At 66.6% G+C, this 17466-nt stretch carries 14 protein-coding genes; 13 read left to right on the top strand and 1 reads right to left on the bottom strand.

Annotated features, from left to right (window positions below; all coding sequences use genetic code 11):
* Positions 1–152: 152 nt before the first annotated feature.
* The 7 genes from mnmA to ACVWZ8_RS14170 all read left to right on the top strand — a co-directional run bounded on the left by mnmA (position 153) and on the right by ACVWZ8_RS14170 (position 8880).
* On the top strand, positions 153–1328 hold the full coding sequence (gene mnmA / locus ACVWZ8_RS14140; protein WP_426978750.1) for a tRNA 2-thiouridine(34) synthase MnmA: 1176 nt from the start codon (positions 153–155) through the stop codon (positions 1326–1328).
* Between the two features lie 312 nt (positions 1329–1640).
* Positions 1641–3275, top strand: a complete 1635-nt coding sequence (locus ACVWZ8_RS14145; protein WP_456504957.1) for an ABC transporter substrate-binding protein — start codon at positions 1641–1643, stop codon at positions 3273–3275.
* A gap of 131 nt (positions 3276–3406) precedes the next feature.
* The gene (locus ACVWZ8_RS14150) at positions 3407–4498 is read left to right on the top strand and encodes an ABC transporter permease (RefSeq protein WP_426978748.1); all 1092 of its coding nucleotides are present in this window, start codon (positions 3407–3409) and stop codon (positions 4496–4498) included.
* Between the two features lies 1 nt (position 4499).
* Positions 4500–5525, top strand: a complete 1026-nt coding sequence (locus tag ACVWZ8_RS14155; protein WP_456504958.1) for an ABC transporter permease — start codon at positions 4500–4502, stop codon at positions 5523–5525.
* Positions 5522–7225, top strand: coding sequence for an ABC transporter ATP-binding protein (locus tag ACVWZ8_RS14160; protein ID WP_456504959.1), 1704 nt, complete (start codon positions 5522–5524; stop codon positions 7223–7225). The genes ACVWZ8_RS14155 and ACVWZ8_RS14160 overlap by 4 nt, the downstream gene beginning before the upstream one ends.
* A 151-nt stretch (positions 7226–7376) precedes the next feature.
* Positions 7377–7811: a chorismate mutase gene (locus ACVWZ8_RS14165; protein WP_426978745.1), complete on the top strand. Its 435-nt coding sequence runs from the start codon at positions 7377–7379 to the stop codon at positions 7809–7811.
* A 1-nt stretch (position 7812) separates the two neighbouring features.
* Positions 7813–8880: a hypothetical protein gene (locus ACVWZ8_RS14170; protein ID WP_456504960.1), complete on the top strand. Its 1068-nt coding sequence runs from the start codon at positions 7813–7815 to the stop codon at positions 8878–8880.
* Between the two features lie 38 nt (positions 8881–8918).
* Here the strand turns inward: ACVWZ8_RS14170 and ACVWZ8_RS14175 are convergent, their stop codons facing one another.
* Positions 8919–9632 (bottom strand): DUF4166 domain-containing protein, encoded by a 714-nt coding sequence (locus ACVWZ8_RS14175; RefSeq protein ID WP_426978743.1) that lies wholly within the window; start codon positions 9630–9632, stop codon positions 8919–8921.
* 220 nt (positions 9633–9852) lie between these two features.
* Here ACVWZ8_RS14175 and mtrA point away from each other — a divergent pair, with 220 nt between their 5' ends.
* The 6 genes from mtrA to ACVWZ8_RS14205 all read left to right on the top strand — a co-directional run bounded on the left by mtrA (position 9853) and on the right by ACVWZ8_RS14205 (position 17388).
* Complete coding sequence (mtrA, locus tag ACVWZ8_RS14180) at positions 9853–10527, top strand: MtrAB system response regulator MtrA (protein ID WP_354239413.1); 675 nt, start codon at positions 9853–9855, stop codon at positions 10525–10527.
* Positions 10499–12421: an MtrAB system histidine kinase MtrB gene (gene mtrB, locus ACVWZ8_RS14185; RefSeq protein WP_456504961.1), complete on the top strand. Its 1923-nt coding sequence runs from the start codon at positions 10499–10501 to the stop codon at positions 12419–12421. Before mtrA ends, mtrB begins: the two co-directional genes overlap by 29 nt.
* Positions 12418–14139 (top strand): LpqB family beta-propeller domain-containing protein, encoded by a 1722-nt coding sequence (locus ACVWZ8_RS14190; protein ID WP_456504962.1) that lies wholly within the window; start codon positions 12418–12420, stop codon positions 14137–14139. Before mtrB ends, ACVWZ8_RS14190 begins: the two co-directional genes overlap by 4 nt.
* Before the next feature lie 77 nt (positions 14140–14216).
* Positions 14217–15251: a ComF family protein gene (locus ACVWZ8_RS14195; RefSeq protein WP_456504963.1), complete on the top strand. Its 1035-nt coding sequence runs from the start codon at positions 14217–14219 to the stop codon at positions 15249–15251.
* 143 nt (positions 15252–15394) lie between these two features.
* A complete protein-coding gene (hpf, locus tag ACVWZ8_RS14200) occupies positions 15395–16120 on the top strand; it encodes a ribosome hibernation-promoting factor, HPF/YfiA family (protein ID WP_426978738.1) in 726 nt (241 codons plus the stop codon).
* 32 nt (positions 16121–16152) lie between these two features.
* Positions 16153–17388 carry a winged helix-turn-helix domain-containing protein gene (locus tag ACVWZ8_RS14205; RefSeq protein WP_456504964.1) on the top strand — a complete coding sequence of 412 codons (1236 nt, stop codon included), beginning with the start codon at positions 16153–16155 and terminating at the stop codon, positions 17386–17388.
* Positions 17389–17466: the final 78 nt, after the last annotated feature.

Consider the following 17466-nt stretch of genomic DNA (forward strand, 5'->3'; position numbering starts at 1 on the left):
GCAGGCGTTGTGTTAGTCCTGCGGCCCCAGCAGGAACAACCCAGCAGGAACAACCCAGCAGGAACAACCCAGCAGTGAACAACGCAGCCGTGATCAACAGCGCAGCAGTGAAAGCTGCCGCCTGCGACACCCGAACCCTAAAGAAAGCCAGTATGCGAGTTCTTGCAGCCATGAGCGGCGGCGTTGATTCCGCCGTTGCCGCAGCCCGCGCCGTCGAGGCGGGACACGACGTCGTCGGTGTCCACCTGGCGCTGTCCCGGATGCCGGGAACCTTGCGCACCGGCAGCCGCGGCTGCTGCACCATCGAGGACTCCCGAGACGCCTGGCGCGCCTGCGACGTGCTCGGCATCCCCTACTACGTCTGGGACTTCTCCGAGCGTTTCAAGGAGGACGTGGTCCAGGACTTCATTGACGAATATGCCGCCGGGCGCACGCCCAACCCCTGCATGCGCTGCAACGAACGGATCAAGTTCGCCGCGCTGCTGGAGAAGGCGATCGCGCTGGGTTTCGACGCCGTCTGCACCGGGCACTACGCCAAGGTGACCACTGACGCCGAGGGCAATCCCGAACTGCACCGCGCCGCCGACTGGGCGAAGGACCAGAGCTACGTGCTGGGCGTGCTGACGCACGAGCAGCTCAAGCACTCGATGTTCCCGCTGGCGGAGACGCCGTCCAAGGCGGAGGTCCGCGCCGAAGCCGAACGCCGCGGTCTTTCCGTGGCGAACAAGCCGGACAGCCACGACATCTGTTTCATCCCGGACGGCGACACCGCCGGATGGCTCGCCGAGAAGATCGAAATGACGACGGGCGACATCGTCGACGAATCCGGCGCGAAGGTCGGCGAGCACCCGGGCGCCAACGCGTTCACGGTTGGCCAGCGCCGCGGCCTGAAGCTGGGCACCCCGGCGGCCGACGGCAAGCCGCGGTTCGTCCTGGAAATCCGGCCGAAGGAGAACAAGGTGGTCGTCGGGCCCGAGGCCCTGCTGGCCATCGACGAAATCCGCGGCATCAAGGTCTCCTGGGCCGGGCTGCCGATCGCCGAGGTGCACGCCGGCGCGGAGTTCGACTGCTACGCCCAGGTCCGCGCCCATGGAGACCCCGTGCCCGCCACGGCCCGCATGGAACGCACTGGCCCCGGGGCGTCCGACGGCGGCGACGCCACCGGCGACGGCACCGGCGCCGTCGAGCACGGCAACCTTGTGGTCACCCTCACCGAGCCGCTGCGCGGCGTCGCCCCCGGCCAGACCGTGGTCCTGTACCAGGGCAGCCGCGTGCTGGGGCAGGCCACCATCGACGCCGCGCGTTCGCTGCAGCGCACCGCCCTCTAACACAGCCGCGCACCGGGCCCCGGTGGCTTCGAAGGAGCACCGCACATATTCGATGTGCGGTGCTCCTTCCGCGCTGCGCTGCCACTCCAGACGGCCCAGGCCCGCGGGCCTGCCGAAAATCCGGCTGGATTCCTGAAGAAAGTGATGACTTCCTGCCGTTCGTGTAAATTTTGTGTCTCATCTCACAAGATGAAACGATTCACCAAATGGTTCTCTGGTTGAATCTAGGCATCAGGACAGCGCGCCGCCCACCGAGTCGTTCGTTTCACTTCGGGGCTGCGCACTAGTACTCATCGAACAGAAAGTTCACAGATGGCAATGAACAAAAAGGCCCTGCAGAGCGCCATCGCGCTCGCCGGGGTATCCGCCTTCGCACTGACCGCCTGCACCGGCCCTTCCGGTGGCGGCACGGCATCCGGCAGCGCCGCCGGCGGGGGCGCCATTACGTACGGCACGACGGACAAGGTCGTCACCCTCGACCCGGCCGGTTCCTACGACGCCGGCTCCTTCATGGTGATGAACCAGATCTACCCGTTCCTCATGAACTCGAAGCCCGGCACGGCAGAAGCCGTCCCCGACATTGCCGAATCCGCATCGTTCACTTCGCCGACCGAGTACACGGTCAAGCTCAAGTCCGGGCTGAAGTTCGCCAACGGCCACGCTCTGACGTCCTCCGACGTGAAGTACTCGATTGACCGCGTAGTCAAGATCAACGACGACAACGGTCCGGCGTCACTCCTCAGCAACCTCGCTTCGGTGGAGGCCCAGGATGACACCACGGTGGTCTTCACGCTCAAGGCCGGCAACGACCAGGTCTTCCCCAGCGTGCTCGGGACTAACACCGGGCCGATCATCGACGAAGAGGTCTTTCCGGCCGACACGCTGATGAGCGACGACGAAATCGTCAAGGGCAAGCCGTTCGCCGGCCAGTACACGATCGAGAGCTACAAGAAGAACGAGCTCGTCAGCCTCAAGGTCAACCCGGACTACCAGGGCCTGCTGGGAAAGCCAGCCAATGACGGCGCCACGATCAAGTACTACGCGGACTCAAACAACCTCAAGCTGGATGTGCAGCAAGGCAACATCGACGTCGCCGGGCGCACGCTGACAGCCACGGACGCCGCCGACCTCGAGAAAGACTCCAAGGTCACCGTCCACAAGGGCCCGGGTGGCGAACTGCGCTACATCGTCTTCAACTTAGACACCATGCCGTTCGGTGCCAAGACTACCGACGCCGATCCCGCCAAGGCACTTGCCGTCCGCCAGGCGATGGCCAACGTCGTCGACCGCGAGGCGATCGCCAGCCAGGTCTACAAAGGCACCTACCTGCCGGCCTATTCCGTAGTCCCGGATGGACTGCCCGGGGCAGCCAAGCCACTCAAAGACATGTACGGGGACGGCAGCGGCAAGCCCAGCCTGGACAAGGCCACGAAGGCCTTCAGTGATGCCGGTGTCACCGCTCCGGTCACCTTGAAGCTGCAGTACAACCCGGACCACTACGGCAAGTCCTCCGGCGATGAGTACGCCATGATCAAGGAACAGCTGGAGAAATCGGGCCTGTTCAAGGTCGAGCTGCAGTCCACGGAGTGGGTTACCTACTCCAAGGACCGCACCAAAGACGTCTACCCGGTCTACCAGCTCGGCTGGTTCCCGGACTACTCGGACGCGGACAATTACCTCACGCCGTTCTTCATCCCGGGCAACTTCCTCAAGAACCACTATGAGAACCCGGACGTCACAGACCAGATCAGCAAGCAACTGGTCGCCAGTGACAAAGCCGAGCGTGAAAAGTTGCTCAGCGACGCCCAGACGGCCGTCGCCAAGGACCTCTCCACGCTGCCGCTGTTGCAGGGCGCTCAGCTGATGGTCGCCGGCAAGGACATCAAGGGTGTTGAAAAGACCCTGGATCCGTCCTTCAAGACCCGCCTTGGAGTGATTTCCAAGTAGGTCCAATCCCCATCCGGTTCTTTCCAGCCGAGGAGGCGGGGCGCCTGCACGGCGTCCCGCCTTTCCTGCCGGTAGAGGACAACCGATTCCCGAAGCCCACGAGGCAGACGGAAACACACTTTTAGGTACCAATGACAACACTTATCGAGGCGCCGCCAACCGACGCCGACGGCCTGCTGCCGTCAAAGAAGAAGTCGTCCGGCGGGGGACTGGGCCAATACATCCTGATCAGGTTCCTCCTGATTTTTCCGACCATCCTCATCCTGGTCACCCTGGTGTTCTTCCTGATGCGGATCACCGGCGACCCGATTACGGCAGCCCTGGGCGGCCGGCTTCCGCCGGAGCAGCTGCAGGAGCGCATCCATAACGCCGGCTACGACCGGCCCATCTTCGTGCAGTACTTCGAGTATCTCGGACAGCTCCTCACCGGCAACTTCGGCACCACGCTCTCGGACAACCGCAAGGTCTCCGAGATGCTGACGACCTACGGCTCGGCCACCCTCGAACTCGCCATTAACGCCGTGCTCGTGGCGCTGCTCATCGGCATCCCGCTGGGCATGCTTGCCGCGCACCGGCGCGACAAGGCCCCGGACGCCGTGCTGAGGATCCTCGCCATCCTCTTCTACGCCACACCGGTCTTCTTCTCGGGGCTGCTGTACAAGCTGGTTTTTTCCGTCTGGCTGGGCTGGCTGCCCGTGGCCGGACGGGCCAAGACCTCCAGCGAACTGGCCCTCACGGCGCTCGAAGCGCCGACCGGCGTCTACTGGGTGGATGCGATCCGCAGCGGCAACATGGCCGCCTTGGGTGACGTGGTGGCGCACGCCGTGCTTCCCGCCACCGCACTGGGCCTGCTCACGGCGGGGGTCTTCCTGCGGCTCGTGCGGACCAACGTGATCGGCACGCTGGGCAAGGACTATGTGGAAGCCGGCCGTTCACGCGGCGTCAGCGAATTCCGCCTGGTCACGAAGCACGCCTACAAGCCGGCGCTGATCCCGATCATCACCGTGATGGGGCTGCAAATCGCCGTCCTGCTCGGCGGCGCAGTGCTGACCGAGACCACCTTCGAATGGAAGGGCCTCGGCTTCCAGCTGGCCACCTACCTGACGGCCCGCGACTTCGTGGCCGTCCAGGGGATCGTGGTCCTTCTGGCCGTGATCGTGGCCGTGACTAACTTCATCGTGGACATCGTCGCCGCGCTGATCGACCCCCGCGTGAGGTACTGATATGAGCACCCCTGACATTTCTGTCACCGTGAAGGACCCGCGTGCCCCTTGGTTCCGGCGCCTGCCGGTCGTTTCACACTTCAACAAGAGCGTCGGCCTGCAGCGGGGCATGCTCGTCGCCGGGCTCGTGCTGACCAGCATCTTCCTGCTGACCGCGATCTTCGCGCCCCTGATCGCCGCCTACGGCTTCTCCCAGATTTCCGACGCCGACGGCAGCTTCCCGGCGCAGCAGGCGCCCGGGGGCAAGCACCTCATGGGCACCACGGTCGGCGGCTACGATGTCTTCTCCCGGGTCGTCTGGGGGGCTCAGACCGCCGTCATGGTGATCGTTGTGGCGGTGGTCATGTCGATCTTCGTCGGTGTGATCCTGGGCCTGGTCAGCGGCTACCTCGGCGGTTGGCTGGACCGCATCCTCGTCGTGATCGCCGACGCCATCTACGCCTTCCCGTCCCTGCTCGTCGCCATCGTCATGGCGATCGTCATCAGCGGCGGAAGATCCAACCTCTGGGGCGGCATCCTGGCGGCGGCAATCTCCATCACCGTCGTCTTCATCCCGCAGTACTTCCGCGTCATCCGGTCTGAGACCATCCGGCTCAAGGCAGAACCATTCGTTGAATCGGCGAAGGTCGTGGGCGCCTCAAGCATCCGTATCATGAGCCGCCACATCTTCAAGAACGCCACCCGGACCCTGCCGCTGATCTTCACGCTCAATGCCTCCGAGGCCATCCTGACCCTTGCAGGCCTGGGCTTCCTCGGCTTCGGCATTGAACCCACATCGGCCGCAGAATGGGGCTTCGACCTCAACAAAGCTCTCGCGGACACCACCTCCGGCATCTGGTGGACGGGTGTGTTCCCAGGCCTGGCGATGGTACTCACCGTCCTGGGACTGACGCTGGTCGGCGAGAGCATCAACGACCTCAATGATCCCCGGTTGCGCGGGCGCAAGAAGGCAGCCTCCGGCAAGGGCGGACCCGATTCCACTGCCGGCGCGCAGGCTGCACTCGAACCAGAAGCGAGACTTCCATGACCACCAACATCGACCCGCACGGCCGCGGCGCCGGGCCTGTCCTCGACATCGACCACCTCAAGGTCACCTTCGCGACCGACGCCGGGGACGTGTACGCCGTCAAGGACGTCAGCCTCGAGGTCAACCCCGGCGAGGTCGTGGCAATCGTCGGCGAATCCGGCTCGGGCAAGACCGTCACCGCGAAGACCATCCTCGGACTGCTGCCGGAAACCGCCATCAGCTCCGGAGCTGTACTGATCAACGGCAACAACGTGATCAGCGTCAGCCCGGCCACGCTCCGGCAGATCCGCGGCCGCGACGTGGCCATGGTGTTCCAGGAGCCGTCGACTGCGCTCAATCCTGTCTTCACCGTGGGCTGGCAGATCGCCGAAGGCATCCGGGCCCACGCCGGCCACGGCGGAACCGGACGCATCAGTGCCAAGGAAGCCAAGTCGCGTGCCATCGAGGCACTCCGCAAGGTGGGCATCCCGGACCCGGAAACCCGGGTCAACCACTATCCGCACCAGTTCTCCGGCGGCCAGAAACAGCGCGTGGTCATCGCCGCGGCGCTGGCGCTGAACCCGGGACTGATCGTGGCCGACGAGCCCACCACCGCCCTCGACGTCACCGTGCAGGCGGAGATCCTGGAACTGCTGCGGGATCTCCGGGACCAGTACGGCACCTCGATCGTGCTCATCACCCACAATATGGGCGTGGTGGCGGACCTCGCCGACCGCGTCGTCGTGATGTACGAGGGCGACGTCGTCGAAGAGGCAAGCTCCCGGGTCCTCTTTGCGGAGCCGAAGCAGGACTACACCAAGAAGCTCCTGGCCGCGGTCCCGCACCTTGGCAGGAATTCGGCCTCGGAAGGCCTGACCGAGCGCGCCCACCAGGGCGGCAAGGTGCTGGTCGAGGCCAGGGACCTGACCATCGAGTACCCCGGCCGGCTGGGCAGCCCCGCATTCAAGGCGGTGGACGGTGTCAGCTTCACCTTGTCCGAGGGCGAGGTCTTCGGGCTCGTCGGCGAGTCGGGTTCCGGTAAGACCACCATCGGCCGGGCCATCGCCGGGTTGAACCGGACCACGGGCGGCAGCCTGAAGGTGCTCGACTACGAGATGCTCAATCTCAAGGAGCGCACCTTCAAGCCACTGCGGAAAGACATCGGATTCGTGTTCCAGGATCCGGCCGCATCCTTCAACCCGCAGCTGACCATCGGCGACTGCGTCGCCGAACCGCTCATCATCCACAGCAACCCGACGCCGGCGCAGGCACGCCAGCGGACGCGTGAGCTGCTTGAATCGGTGCAGCTGCCGGCGTCGTACGCGGAACGGTTCCCGCACGAGCTCTCCGGCGGGCAGCGGCAGCGCGCCTCATTGGCGCGCGCGCTGATCCTGAACCCGAAGCTGCTGATCGCCGACGAGCCGACGTCGGCGCTCGACGTTTCGGTCCAGGCGAAGGTGCTGGAGCTGTTCAAGGAGATCCAGGCCGAATTCGGGTTCGCCGCCCTGTTCATCAGCCACGACCTCGCCGTGGTGGACATCCTGTCCCACTGGGTCGGGGTGCTCTACAAGGGCAAGATGGTGGAGCAGGGGCTCGGGAACCAGGTGATGGGCAATCCGCAGCACGACTACACGCGGAAGCTCATCGCGTCCCTGCCCGTTCCGGACCCGGATGAGCAGGCCCGGCGCCGGGAGGAATTCCGCGCCGTCCTGCACGGCTGAGAGCCTTCGGCGTCAGCGGAAGGACATGCCCACGGTTCAGATTGAACGGTGGGCATGTCCTTTGCCGGGACCGGACGCGGTCAGCGTGAGGTACGGCAGGGCGCCGCTTAACAGCAGGAACGATTGGCAGCAGTGCCCCTAGACTGGGTCAATGACCGAGCAGAACCACACTCATCCCGATGCCGATTCCTATGATCCTGGCGCCAGTTCACTGGCCGGCCAGGTGGATCCCGCGGTGATGGCTGAACTGTTGTCGATCCGCTCCAGCATCGACAACATCGATGCGACCCTCGTGTACCTTCTGGCCGAACGCTTCAAGGCGACGCAGAAGGTCGGCTTCCTCAAGGCCGCCCATAGGCTTCCCGCCGGGGACCCCGGCCGGGAGACGGCCCAGATCGCGCGCCTGCGCCGGCTCGCCGCCGAGGCGCATTTGGACCCCGGATTCGCCGAAAAATTCCTGAACTTCATCATCGGCGAGGTCATCCGCCACCACGAAGCGATCGCCGAAGACCATGAGGCCGCCGCCCAGGCAAACGGCTCCGGCTGTCCCGGTCCCGCGGGCCCTGCCGTCTCCGCAGACGCCTGAGATGGGTACCCCTCAGACTCAGACTCAGGCTCCGACTGAGACTCTGGATCCGGGCCAGGTCACCGCCACAGCGCTCGGCCCGTGGCCCGGCGAAGACCCGGCCGAGGCCGCACGGATCATCCGAGGCGAACTCGGCAGCCCGCACCTGCCCTTCCTCGCCGAGCTCCCGGACCGCGGCGTCGGCTCCGACGCCCTCGGCCGGACCGCCTCCCTGCTGGTGGAGCTGTCCGTGGATGTGCAGCCCTATGGCTGGCGGATCGTGGACCGTCCCGGCAAGGACCTGAAACGGGCACGCTCTGCCCTTTCCACAGACGTCAACATCCTGGCCGACGTGATTGGCGCCGAGGACACGCCCGCCACGGACCTTAAGGTCCAGCTGCGCGGCCCGCTCAGCCTCGCCACCGGCCTGCATCTTCACAATGGTGAGCGGGCGCTCATCGATTACGGCGCCAGGCGCGATATCGCCTCCTCGCTGGCGGCGGGAGTCGGCGGTTACCTCAGCCGGGTTGCTGCGTCGGCGCCCGGTGCCCGCATCATCGTGCAGATCGACGAGCCGGAGGTCGCCTCCGTGCTGGCGGGTACCATTCCGACGTCCAGCGGTTACCGGACCCTGCGCTCCGTCCCCGGCGAGGAGGCTGCCGACTCCTGGCGGTTGGTGATTGACGCGCTGCGGGCAGCGGGCGCTGTTGAAATCGTCGTCGCGGTCCCGGAAGTCGAGGCACCCTTTGACCGGATCATTTCCTCCGGGGCGGACGGGATCGCCGTCCCGCTGCGGGCCCTGACCTCCCGCCAATGGGAGCAGCTGGCCGGCGCCGTGGAGGCCGGCAAGCGGCTCTGGGCCGGCGCGCTGGACGTGGCCGCGCCGTCGGCGGTGTTGCCGCGCGTCGCCGACGTCGTCGAAACGGTCTGGCGCCCGTGGCGCCAGCTCGGGCTGCCGGCGTCCACGCTGAGCGCGCTGCGCGTCACTCCCTCGGAAGGGCTGGCGCGGCACTCGCCGTCGTCCGCGACGGCCGTGTTGACCCGGCTGACCCAGGTGGCGGACGGACTCAACCAGCTGGCCCTCGGCTGAACCGCCAAACGGCACAGACTGCAGCCAGGCCGAAGTGCTCAGACCCGGCTCTCCCAGCGGTCCGGCCTGGCGGCGTCGGGCAGGTAGCCGGGGGCGGTGATGCCCCCGGAGTAGGGCTCCAGCCGGTAGTCGAAGTGCCCGGCGTAGACCAGCACCAGGCCGATCTGCGGCTGGATCACCTTGACCTGGATCCGGTGTTTGCCCTGGCTGCCTTCCCGCGGCTCCCACCACTGCTCGGCGTAGGCTGTGGCATCGAAGGCGCGGGGCAACGGAATCCGCAGCGGCCCCAGGAACAGCCGCGACGCTTCCGAGACGCCGCGCAGCCGCCCCTCGGCGGTGACGCTGAGATGGAGGTCGGTGACGAGCCGCCGGTACCGGCCGACGTAATCGACGAGCCCCTTCCTGCTGCCGGAGTCCTCGAAGCTCGTGGTGTCGTGGAACAGCCGGGTGGTGCCGGGGAAGTAGAGCTCGCGGCGGGCCGTCAGGCTGGAGCGTCCGAACGGGTCCAGATGGGCATGGTTCTCGATCCGGAACGGGATGCCCTCGCCGTACTCCGGGAAGAAGGCTTGCTCGCCGCTCGTCAGGCGCAGCAGCGGACGCAGCCAGGGCTGCCGGCAGCCCACCACTTCAAACACACCCTCGCCGACGCCGTAGTGGCCCGAGCCGGGGACAAGCGAGAAGTAGTCCTGCAGTTCCGGCTGCAGCCGGGCAAAGTCGCGGCCGAGGGCGAGCTGATAGATCGGGGTGTTCACGGGAGCCTCCTGGTCATTCCGGTCGTCCTGGTCATTCCGGTCGCCTGGTCATTCCGGTCGCCTGGCCGGAGGGGTGCCTGTCCACAGCATGCAGGACGAGCAGTCTCTTGTCACCACCGCATTGCCCGTGCGCGGAAGTTTCGGCCCCCGGGGAGTGCCCGCGCCATGCCGCGAAAACGCTGAATACGACAAAGCCATTTCAATAAGGGAATATATAACTATGAAGGCACGCATTCTGGTAGTGGACGATGACGAGGCGCTCGCCGAGATGATCGGCATTGTGCTGCGCAATGACGGCTTTGAGCCCGTCTTCTGCGCCGACGGCGGGCAGGCGCTCGAAGTGTTCCGTTCGTCGAAGCCCGATCTCGTGCTGCTCGACCTGATGCTTCCGGGCATGGACGGCATCGAAGTCTGCCGCCAGGTCCGTGCCGAGTCGGATGTCCCGATCGTCATGCTGACGGCTAAATCAGACACTTCGGACGTGGTCCGGGGGCTGGAGTCCGGCGCCGATGACTATGTGCCGAAGCCGTTCAAGCCTGCCGAGCTCGTGGCCCGCGTCCGGGCCCGGCTCCGACCCGGTGACCAGAAGGCGCCGGAAACCCTGCGCATCGCGGACGTCACCATCGACGTCGCCGGCCACCTCGTCAGCCGCGGCACCGAGCGGATCTCACTCACGCCGCTTGAATTCGACCTGCTGGTTGCCCTGGCCCGCAAACCGTGGCAGGTCTTCACCCGGGAGCTCCTGCTGGAGCAGGTCTGGGGCTACCGCCACGCCGCGGACACGCGGCTGGTCAACGTCCACGTCCAGCGGCTGAGGTCAAAGATCGAACGTGACCCGGAAGCCCCCGAAGTTGTATTGACGGTCCGTGGTGTCGGCTACAAAGCAGGTTCCTGAGCCCTCGGACGGCCGGCCCGCCGGCGCGACGGAACCGGCCCCCGCCCCTGGCGGGCAGCAACACGGTCCGGCCGACGGCTGGCCCCTCGTACGCTTCCGCACCAGAATCTGGCTCCGGCGCGCACTGATCATGGGTGTACGGGTCGCCCGACTGGTCCGGATCGGAGTTTCCGGACTACTGCCCGGCACCCGCTTTCTGCTGCGCTCCGTCCACCGGAAATGGCGCCGCTCGCTGCAGTTCCGCACGGTGCTGACGACGCTGATGCTCGCTGTCAGTTCCTTTGCCATAGTGGGCGCCTACCTCTCCAACCAGATTGCCAACAACCTTTTTCAGGAACGCCTTGCCCAAGCGGAGTCCGAGACGCGGTACAACGTCAAGCAGGTCCAGGACACGTTCGATGGCGCCCAGGTCACCGACCAGTCCAGCGTCATCACGCTCGTCTACGACACCCTGAACGCCGTCGAGGGCCGCGGCTCGGTGATCCAGCGCCGCTATGTCTTTGAAGCGATGCCGGAACAGACCAAGCCCCGCAACCGCTGGGTGGAATCGCGTGCCTCGGACCAGCTGACCATCAGCGTCATCCCGCCCGAGCTGCGCAAGGCCGTCCAGGACTCCGGCAAGGACCAGTTCTGGGCGTCCACGGAATTCCCGGTGGGTACAGAGGACCGCCCCGGCATCGCCGTCGGCAACAAGGTCACCTTCAACGGCACCGTCTACGAGCTCTACCTCATCTATGACCTCAACACGGCGCAGAAGACCCTCGACGAGATCCAGAACGTCCTGCTTGCCGGCGGTGCGGTGCTTGTGCTCATGATCGGTGCCGTCGCCTGGTACGTGACCCGCAACGTCGTGAGCCCCGTGAGCCATGCCGCCGTCGTGTCAGAAAAGCTGGCCGCCGGGCAGTTGCAGGAGCGCATGGTGGTCAAGGGCGAGGACGAGGTGGCCCGGCTGGGCGCCTCGTTCAACCACATGGCCGCGAGCCTGCAGGAACAGATCACGCAGCTCGCCACCTTGTCCCAGATGCAGCAGCGCTTCGTCTCCGACGTCTCCCATGAGCTGCGCACCCCGCTCACCACCGTGCGCATGGCCGCGGAGGTGCTCTACGATGCTCGCGACGATTTCGACCCCATCAACAAGCGCTCGGCCGAACTGCTGTACAACCAGGTGGAGCGGTTCCAGTCCCTGCTGGCGGACCTGCTGGAGATCTCGCGCTTCGACGCCGGTGTGGCCACGCTCGACGCCGAACCCACCGACATCGTCCAGCTCATCACCCACGTGATCGAGGGAGTCGCCCCCGTCGCGGCCGAGTACGGGTCCGAGGTCACCCTCAATGCCCCCGCGGGCAGCGTCATCGTCGAGACGGACGACCGCAGGATCGACAGGATCCTGCGCAACCTCATCCTTAACGCCCTGGAGCACGGCGAGGGCCGGCCGGTGAACGTATCCGTGGCGGCCAACGGCACCGCCGTGGCCGTGGCGGTCCGCGACCACGGAATCGGCATGAGTGCGGCGGAAGCGGCCCGCGTCTTCGACCGGTTCTGGCGCGCCGATCCGGCCAGGGCCCGGACCACGGGAGGCAGCGGCCTGGGGCTCTCCATTGCCGCGGAGGACACCAAGCTCCACAACGGCTGGCTGCAGGCCTGGGGTAAGAAGGGCAACGGGGCCAACTTCCGGCTGACCCTTCCGCTGCGCCAGGGCGCGACCATCACGAGGTCGCCACTCCAGCTGGAACCGGCCGACGTCGGACTCCCAGGTTCCGGGCCTCTTCGGACTATGCTGCTCCTCGACCCGGCGCCGGTCCAGGAGGGCCAGGCCGGCGGCACCGGGGATGCCGGAACCGGGACCGCAACCGGAACCGCGGGCACCGCCGCGGGAATGAAGGAGGAGTCATGAGGGGTTCCTCGAGGAAGCTCACGGTTTTCTGCGCCGCCCTGCTGGCAGCGGTCCTGCTCGTGCTGACGTCGTGCGCCCAGATCCCACGCTCGGGGCCGGTCGGCAAGAGCACGGACGAGAGCGCCGGAAACCCCAAGAATGCCCCCGTCTTCTTCCCGTCCGCGCCCCGCCCGGGCGCAGGACCCGAAGCGGTGATCGAGGATTTCTACCTCGCCGGCAGCGGCTACGAGGACGACTACGCCGTCGCCCGCCAGTACCTCACCCAGGCCTCCTCAGTTTCGTGGAAACCGGACCAGCGGGTACTCGTCTTCCGGTCCGCCCGGGTGGTGCGCACGGACGTCGAAAACGTGTTCAACTACGAACTGGATGTGGCCTACTCAGTCGATGCCGACGGCATCGCCACCCAGCTTCCCGCAGGCACGATGGAGAGCATTCCTGCCACGCTGACCCAGGTGGACGGCGAATGGAGGATAGCGGAGCTTCCGGACGGGACGGCCATCCCGGAAGAAACCTTCAAGGTGATCTACGGCGCCTATCCGATCTACTTCTACGACCCCACCTTCACCTACGCAGTCCCCGATGTCCGCTGGTTCATCAAGAAGAAGACCGTCAAGGCCATGACCAGCGCGCTCCTGGGCGGACCCGCCGCCTATCTCAAGGGCGCCGTCGTCAGCGCCTTTCCCTCGGGCATCAAGCTGGCCCGGGAATCTGTTCCGGTCGTCTCCGGGGCAGCCCAGGTGGATCTCACGGCGAAGGACCTGGTGGAGGCCTCCAATGAGGACAGGCTGCGGATGCAGACGCAGCTCGCGTTGACGTTCCGCAGCCAGCCGGACGTCATCAATGTGGAACTCCGGGCCAATCAGGACCTGGTGCGTGTCGAAGACAACGGATCGGTGCTTCCGCCGATACGCGACAAGAACGTCCCGGCCCGGCAGATCGCCGTCAGCAACAACGATCTGGTCCGGTACGAGAACAACAGGATCTCGCCGCTTCCGGACATCCAGTCCGTCGCCGCGCTCGTGCCCCGGGCCCCGGCGGAGTCTCCGGTCTCGCAATCGGCGGCATTCCTCAACGCCGGCCGCACGACCCTGTACTCCATCGTGCCGGGCCAGCCAGCCAGGGCACTGACCACACGGGCCAGCCTGTCCAGGCCCTCCTTCGGACGCTATGACTGGGTGTGGACGGCCGGTCCGGGAGCCGGCGGCGCCAGCGAAGTCGTTGCCTACCGGCCCGTCGGCGTGGTCGAAGGTGCGGCCGTGCCCACGGTGTCACTGGCGCCGGGCTGGCTTGCCGGACGGACCGTCAAGGAGTTCAGGGTGTCCCGTGAAGGCGCGAGGGCGCTCGTTGTCTCGGAGCAGAACGGCAAGACCAAGGTCCAGGTGACGGGCATCATCAGGGCGGCCGACGGCACTCCGCGGGACCTCACCGCACCGATGACCCTCCTGACCGCCGCTGACCCGGACCAGGGGGTCTGGGTAGACGACACTACGGTCGCCGTCATGAAGGGTTCCGCGAGCGGCGCCGTGACTCCTGAACTGCTGTCCCTGACGTCCGCACTGCCGGAGCAGCTCGCGCCATGGCCGGGGCTCACGGCTCTCAGCGCCGGCAACGGCCCGGAGGAAATCTTCGCCCAGTCCGCCGAAGGCATCTTCCAGCGGCTGGGCAACGGCTGGTCGCCCCAGCTCAAGGGATTGATCGATCCGTCCTTCCCCGGCTGACCTGCGGTCTCCGCAGGCTGTCCACATAGCGGCGCCGGCAACTGTCGCCGCCAGCGGGGCCGCGCGAGCCTTGAAAGATGACGAAGTACATGTGGTACGGCAGGCGGCCGGCGGACCCGGACCTGGCCCTGCGGGAAGTCCAGCCGGCAAGACATCGTGGCGACTACCCGCGCGGACTGGTGCGGCTGGCGGACCGGACAGGCGCCGCAGCGGCTGAACTGCTGTCACTCGCCGCTCCGGTGGACTGCGTCTGCTGCGGGGCGGAGGACCTGGCTCTCTGCGGCGATTGCGCGCGGCAGGTCCGGCTGCTGACCCGGAACCCGTTCCGGGCCGAGGCGCAGGCGCCGGCGCTGATGGACATGGACGGCTCCGTGCTGCTTCCGGTTGTGGCGGCCGGCGCCTACCGCGGTGAGCTGGCGCAGGCCGTGCTGTCTTTCAAGCGGTACGGCCAGACGCAGCTCGGTGACGTGCTGGCCAAGGCCCTCGCCGGGGCCGTGAGCTCCGCAGCGGGGGATTCTGCGGCGCTTTGGCTGGTGCCGGTGCCCACGAGCAACAGCGCCTACCGGAAGCGGGGCTTCAGCCCGGTCCATCTGCTGCTCAGGAGGTTCAGCCGGTACGCGCTTTCGGAGGCCGCAACGGGGGCCGGTCCCGTGGTCGTGGATGCCCTGCGGAAGGCGGGACCCCTGGCGTGGGCCCGGAAGTCGCGTGCTTCGGCGTCCGGTCTGCTGGGGCCGGGGGCCGCTCCGAAGTTTGGGACTGGAAAAGGCTGTGACGCTCTGCAGGGACTGGCCGGCGGCCAGAAAGGGCTGGGGCGCGGTGCCCGGGCGCAGCGGGTGCGGGGATCCATGCGCGCCAAGGGCGGCCTGTGGCCTCCGGAGCTGCGCGGACGGCCCTGCATCATCGTTGATGACGTGCTCACTACGGGCGCCACCCTTGCAGAGGCTGCCCGTGCCTTGCAGCTGGCAGGAGCCGTTGTCCGGGGTGCTGTCGTGCTCGCTGCGACACGCCCGCCGGTCGCGTCCGACATCGGAGCCGCTGACGGCATGGTGGCAGGCAAGCCGGAAGGGATGGTGGCGGACATGGAAAAAAATAAACCAAGAAAGGATGAATAAGAGGTGGCTATGAACTAACGTCGAAGATGGGTACCAAGAACAGATGTACCTGTCGATAGCGGCTCGGAAAGGGGCTCGACTGTCAGTCAGATCGGCCCCGGGAAGTGCCGCCGTCGTGTCACCGAAGTTATTTGGAGGGCACCATGGAGTTCATGATCAGCGGACGAAATCTAACGGTCTCAGACCGGTTCCGCGAGTACGCCGACGAGAAGATCTCGAAGATCACCTCGCTTGGCGACAGGGTCCAGAGGGTGGACGCGAAGGTCTCCAAAGAGACCAAGGCCCGTCAGGCCGATGAAATGCTCACCGTTGAGCTGACAGTCCTGGGCCGGGGCCCCGTCATCCGGGCCGAAGCCAGCGCCGCAGACAAGTTCGCCGCGTTCGATCTCGCCTACAACAAACTTCTTGAACGCCTGCGCAGGGCCAAGGACCGCAAGAAGGTCCATCACGGCAGGCACACCCCCGTGGCCGTCCGCGAGGCGACAGCCTCGCTGGAACCGGCCAGCACCACTGAGCCCCTCTACGAGGAAGCGAGCCACTGGGACGAACCGAAGCAGGCTCCCGCGGAGAAGTCTCCCTATGAGGTCGAGAACGACATCCCCGCCGGCGACTCGCCCGTGCTGATCCGCCGCAAGGTCTTCCCGGCGGCCTCCCTGACACTTGACGATGCGGTCGACAATATGGAGCTCGTCGGGCACGCCTTCTACCTGTTCGTGGACAAGGAAACCAAGGCACCGTCCGTCGTGTACCGCCGCGACGGCTGGACCTACGGTGTGATTTCCCTCGACCAGACCTGCGAACCGGGCGAGACGCCGCCCGAAGAGAAGATCCTCGCCTACCGTTCCGAGGAGGAGCCGGCCAGCACATAAGCTGGTGCTGACTTTTCGACGGAGGGACTGGCATGCACGAATCGCTGAGCCTTAAGCAGGCCCGGCGGATCGCACTGGCAGCCCAGGGGTTGGACAAGATGCGGCCCGCCGGACCCGTGACTGCACGGGCGGTGGGCCGCACCTTTGCCCGCCTGCACCTGGTCCAGATCGACTCCGTCAACGTGCTGTCCCGGAGCCACTACCTCCCGTTCTTCTCCCGGCTGGGCAACTACGACCGCGGGATCCTGAACCGGATGGCCGGCACCCACCCGCGGCGCATGATGGAGTATTGGGCCCACGAGGCCAGCTTCATCCACCCCGACCATTTCCGGGACCTCGTCCAGTGGCAGAGCCGGAAATGGGTGGGAGCACACGCCATGGACCCGGAACTGCGGAACGGCGTCGCGTCCCGGGTGCTGGAGGCGCTCGCCACCGGGAAGCCCATGACCGCTGCGGAACTCACAGCCCGCCTTGGGCACGTCGAGGACAAGCAACAGGAAAACTGGGGCTGGAACTGGAACGCCGTCAAGAGGGTCCTGGAACACCTCTTCGAGGAAGGCCTGGTCTCCGCCGCTTCCCGCACCGAATCCTTCGAACGCCGCTACACCCTGACCGCCAAAATCCTGCATGCGGGGCCCGATGGTCCTGGCTGGTCCGAGCCGGATCGGGCAGCCTCGATGGACCGGCTGATCGAAGCCGCCGCCCAGGCGCACGGGATCGGTACGGTCCGCTGCTTCGCGGATTACTTCCGGACCCCGCTGCGGGCGGCAGCCGTGTCCGTGGAGCACCTCGTCGGGGCCGGGCGGCTGCAGCCGGTCACCGTCGCCGGCTGGGACAAGCCGCTCTACCGGCACGTGCTGGCGAAGCTGCCGCGTGCGGCCACCGGCAGGGCGCTGCTGAGCCCCTTCGACTCCCTTGTCTTTGAGCGCCGCCGGCTCGAGGCACTGTTCGGCTTCCACTACCGGATCGAGATCTACACCCCGGAGGCGAAGCGGCGCTTCGGGTACCACGTGCTCCCGTTCCTGCTGCGCGACGGGATTGTGGCCCGGGTGGACCTCAAAGCCGACCGTGCCAACGGACTCCTCCTGGCGAGGGCCGCGCACGCCGAGCCGGACGCGCCGGCGGACACCGCCGTCGAACTCGCCGCGGAGCTGCGGCTCATGGCAGAGTGGCTGGAACTGGACCGGGTTGTTGTTTCCCCCACGGGGGATCTGGCACCGGCGCTCGCGGACGCCGTCACCGGCCAGAAAACGGTGTATCCGCTCTGAGGGAACAGGCGTAACCGGCCCTGCGTCTCTCCCGTAGACTAAACACGCCAGAATTCGGCAGCTTGAGACTGGGAGCAA

The sequence above is a fragment of the Arthrobacter sp. UYCu723 genome (assembly GCF_054059215.1).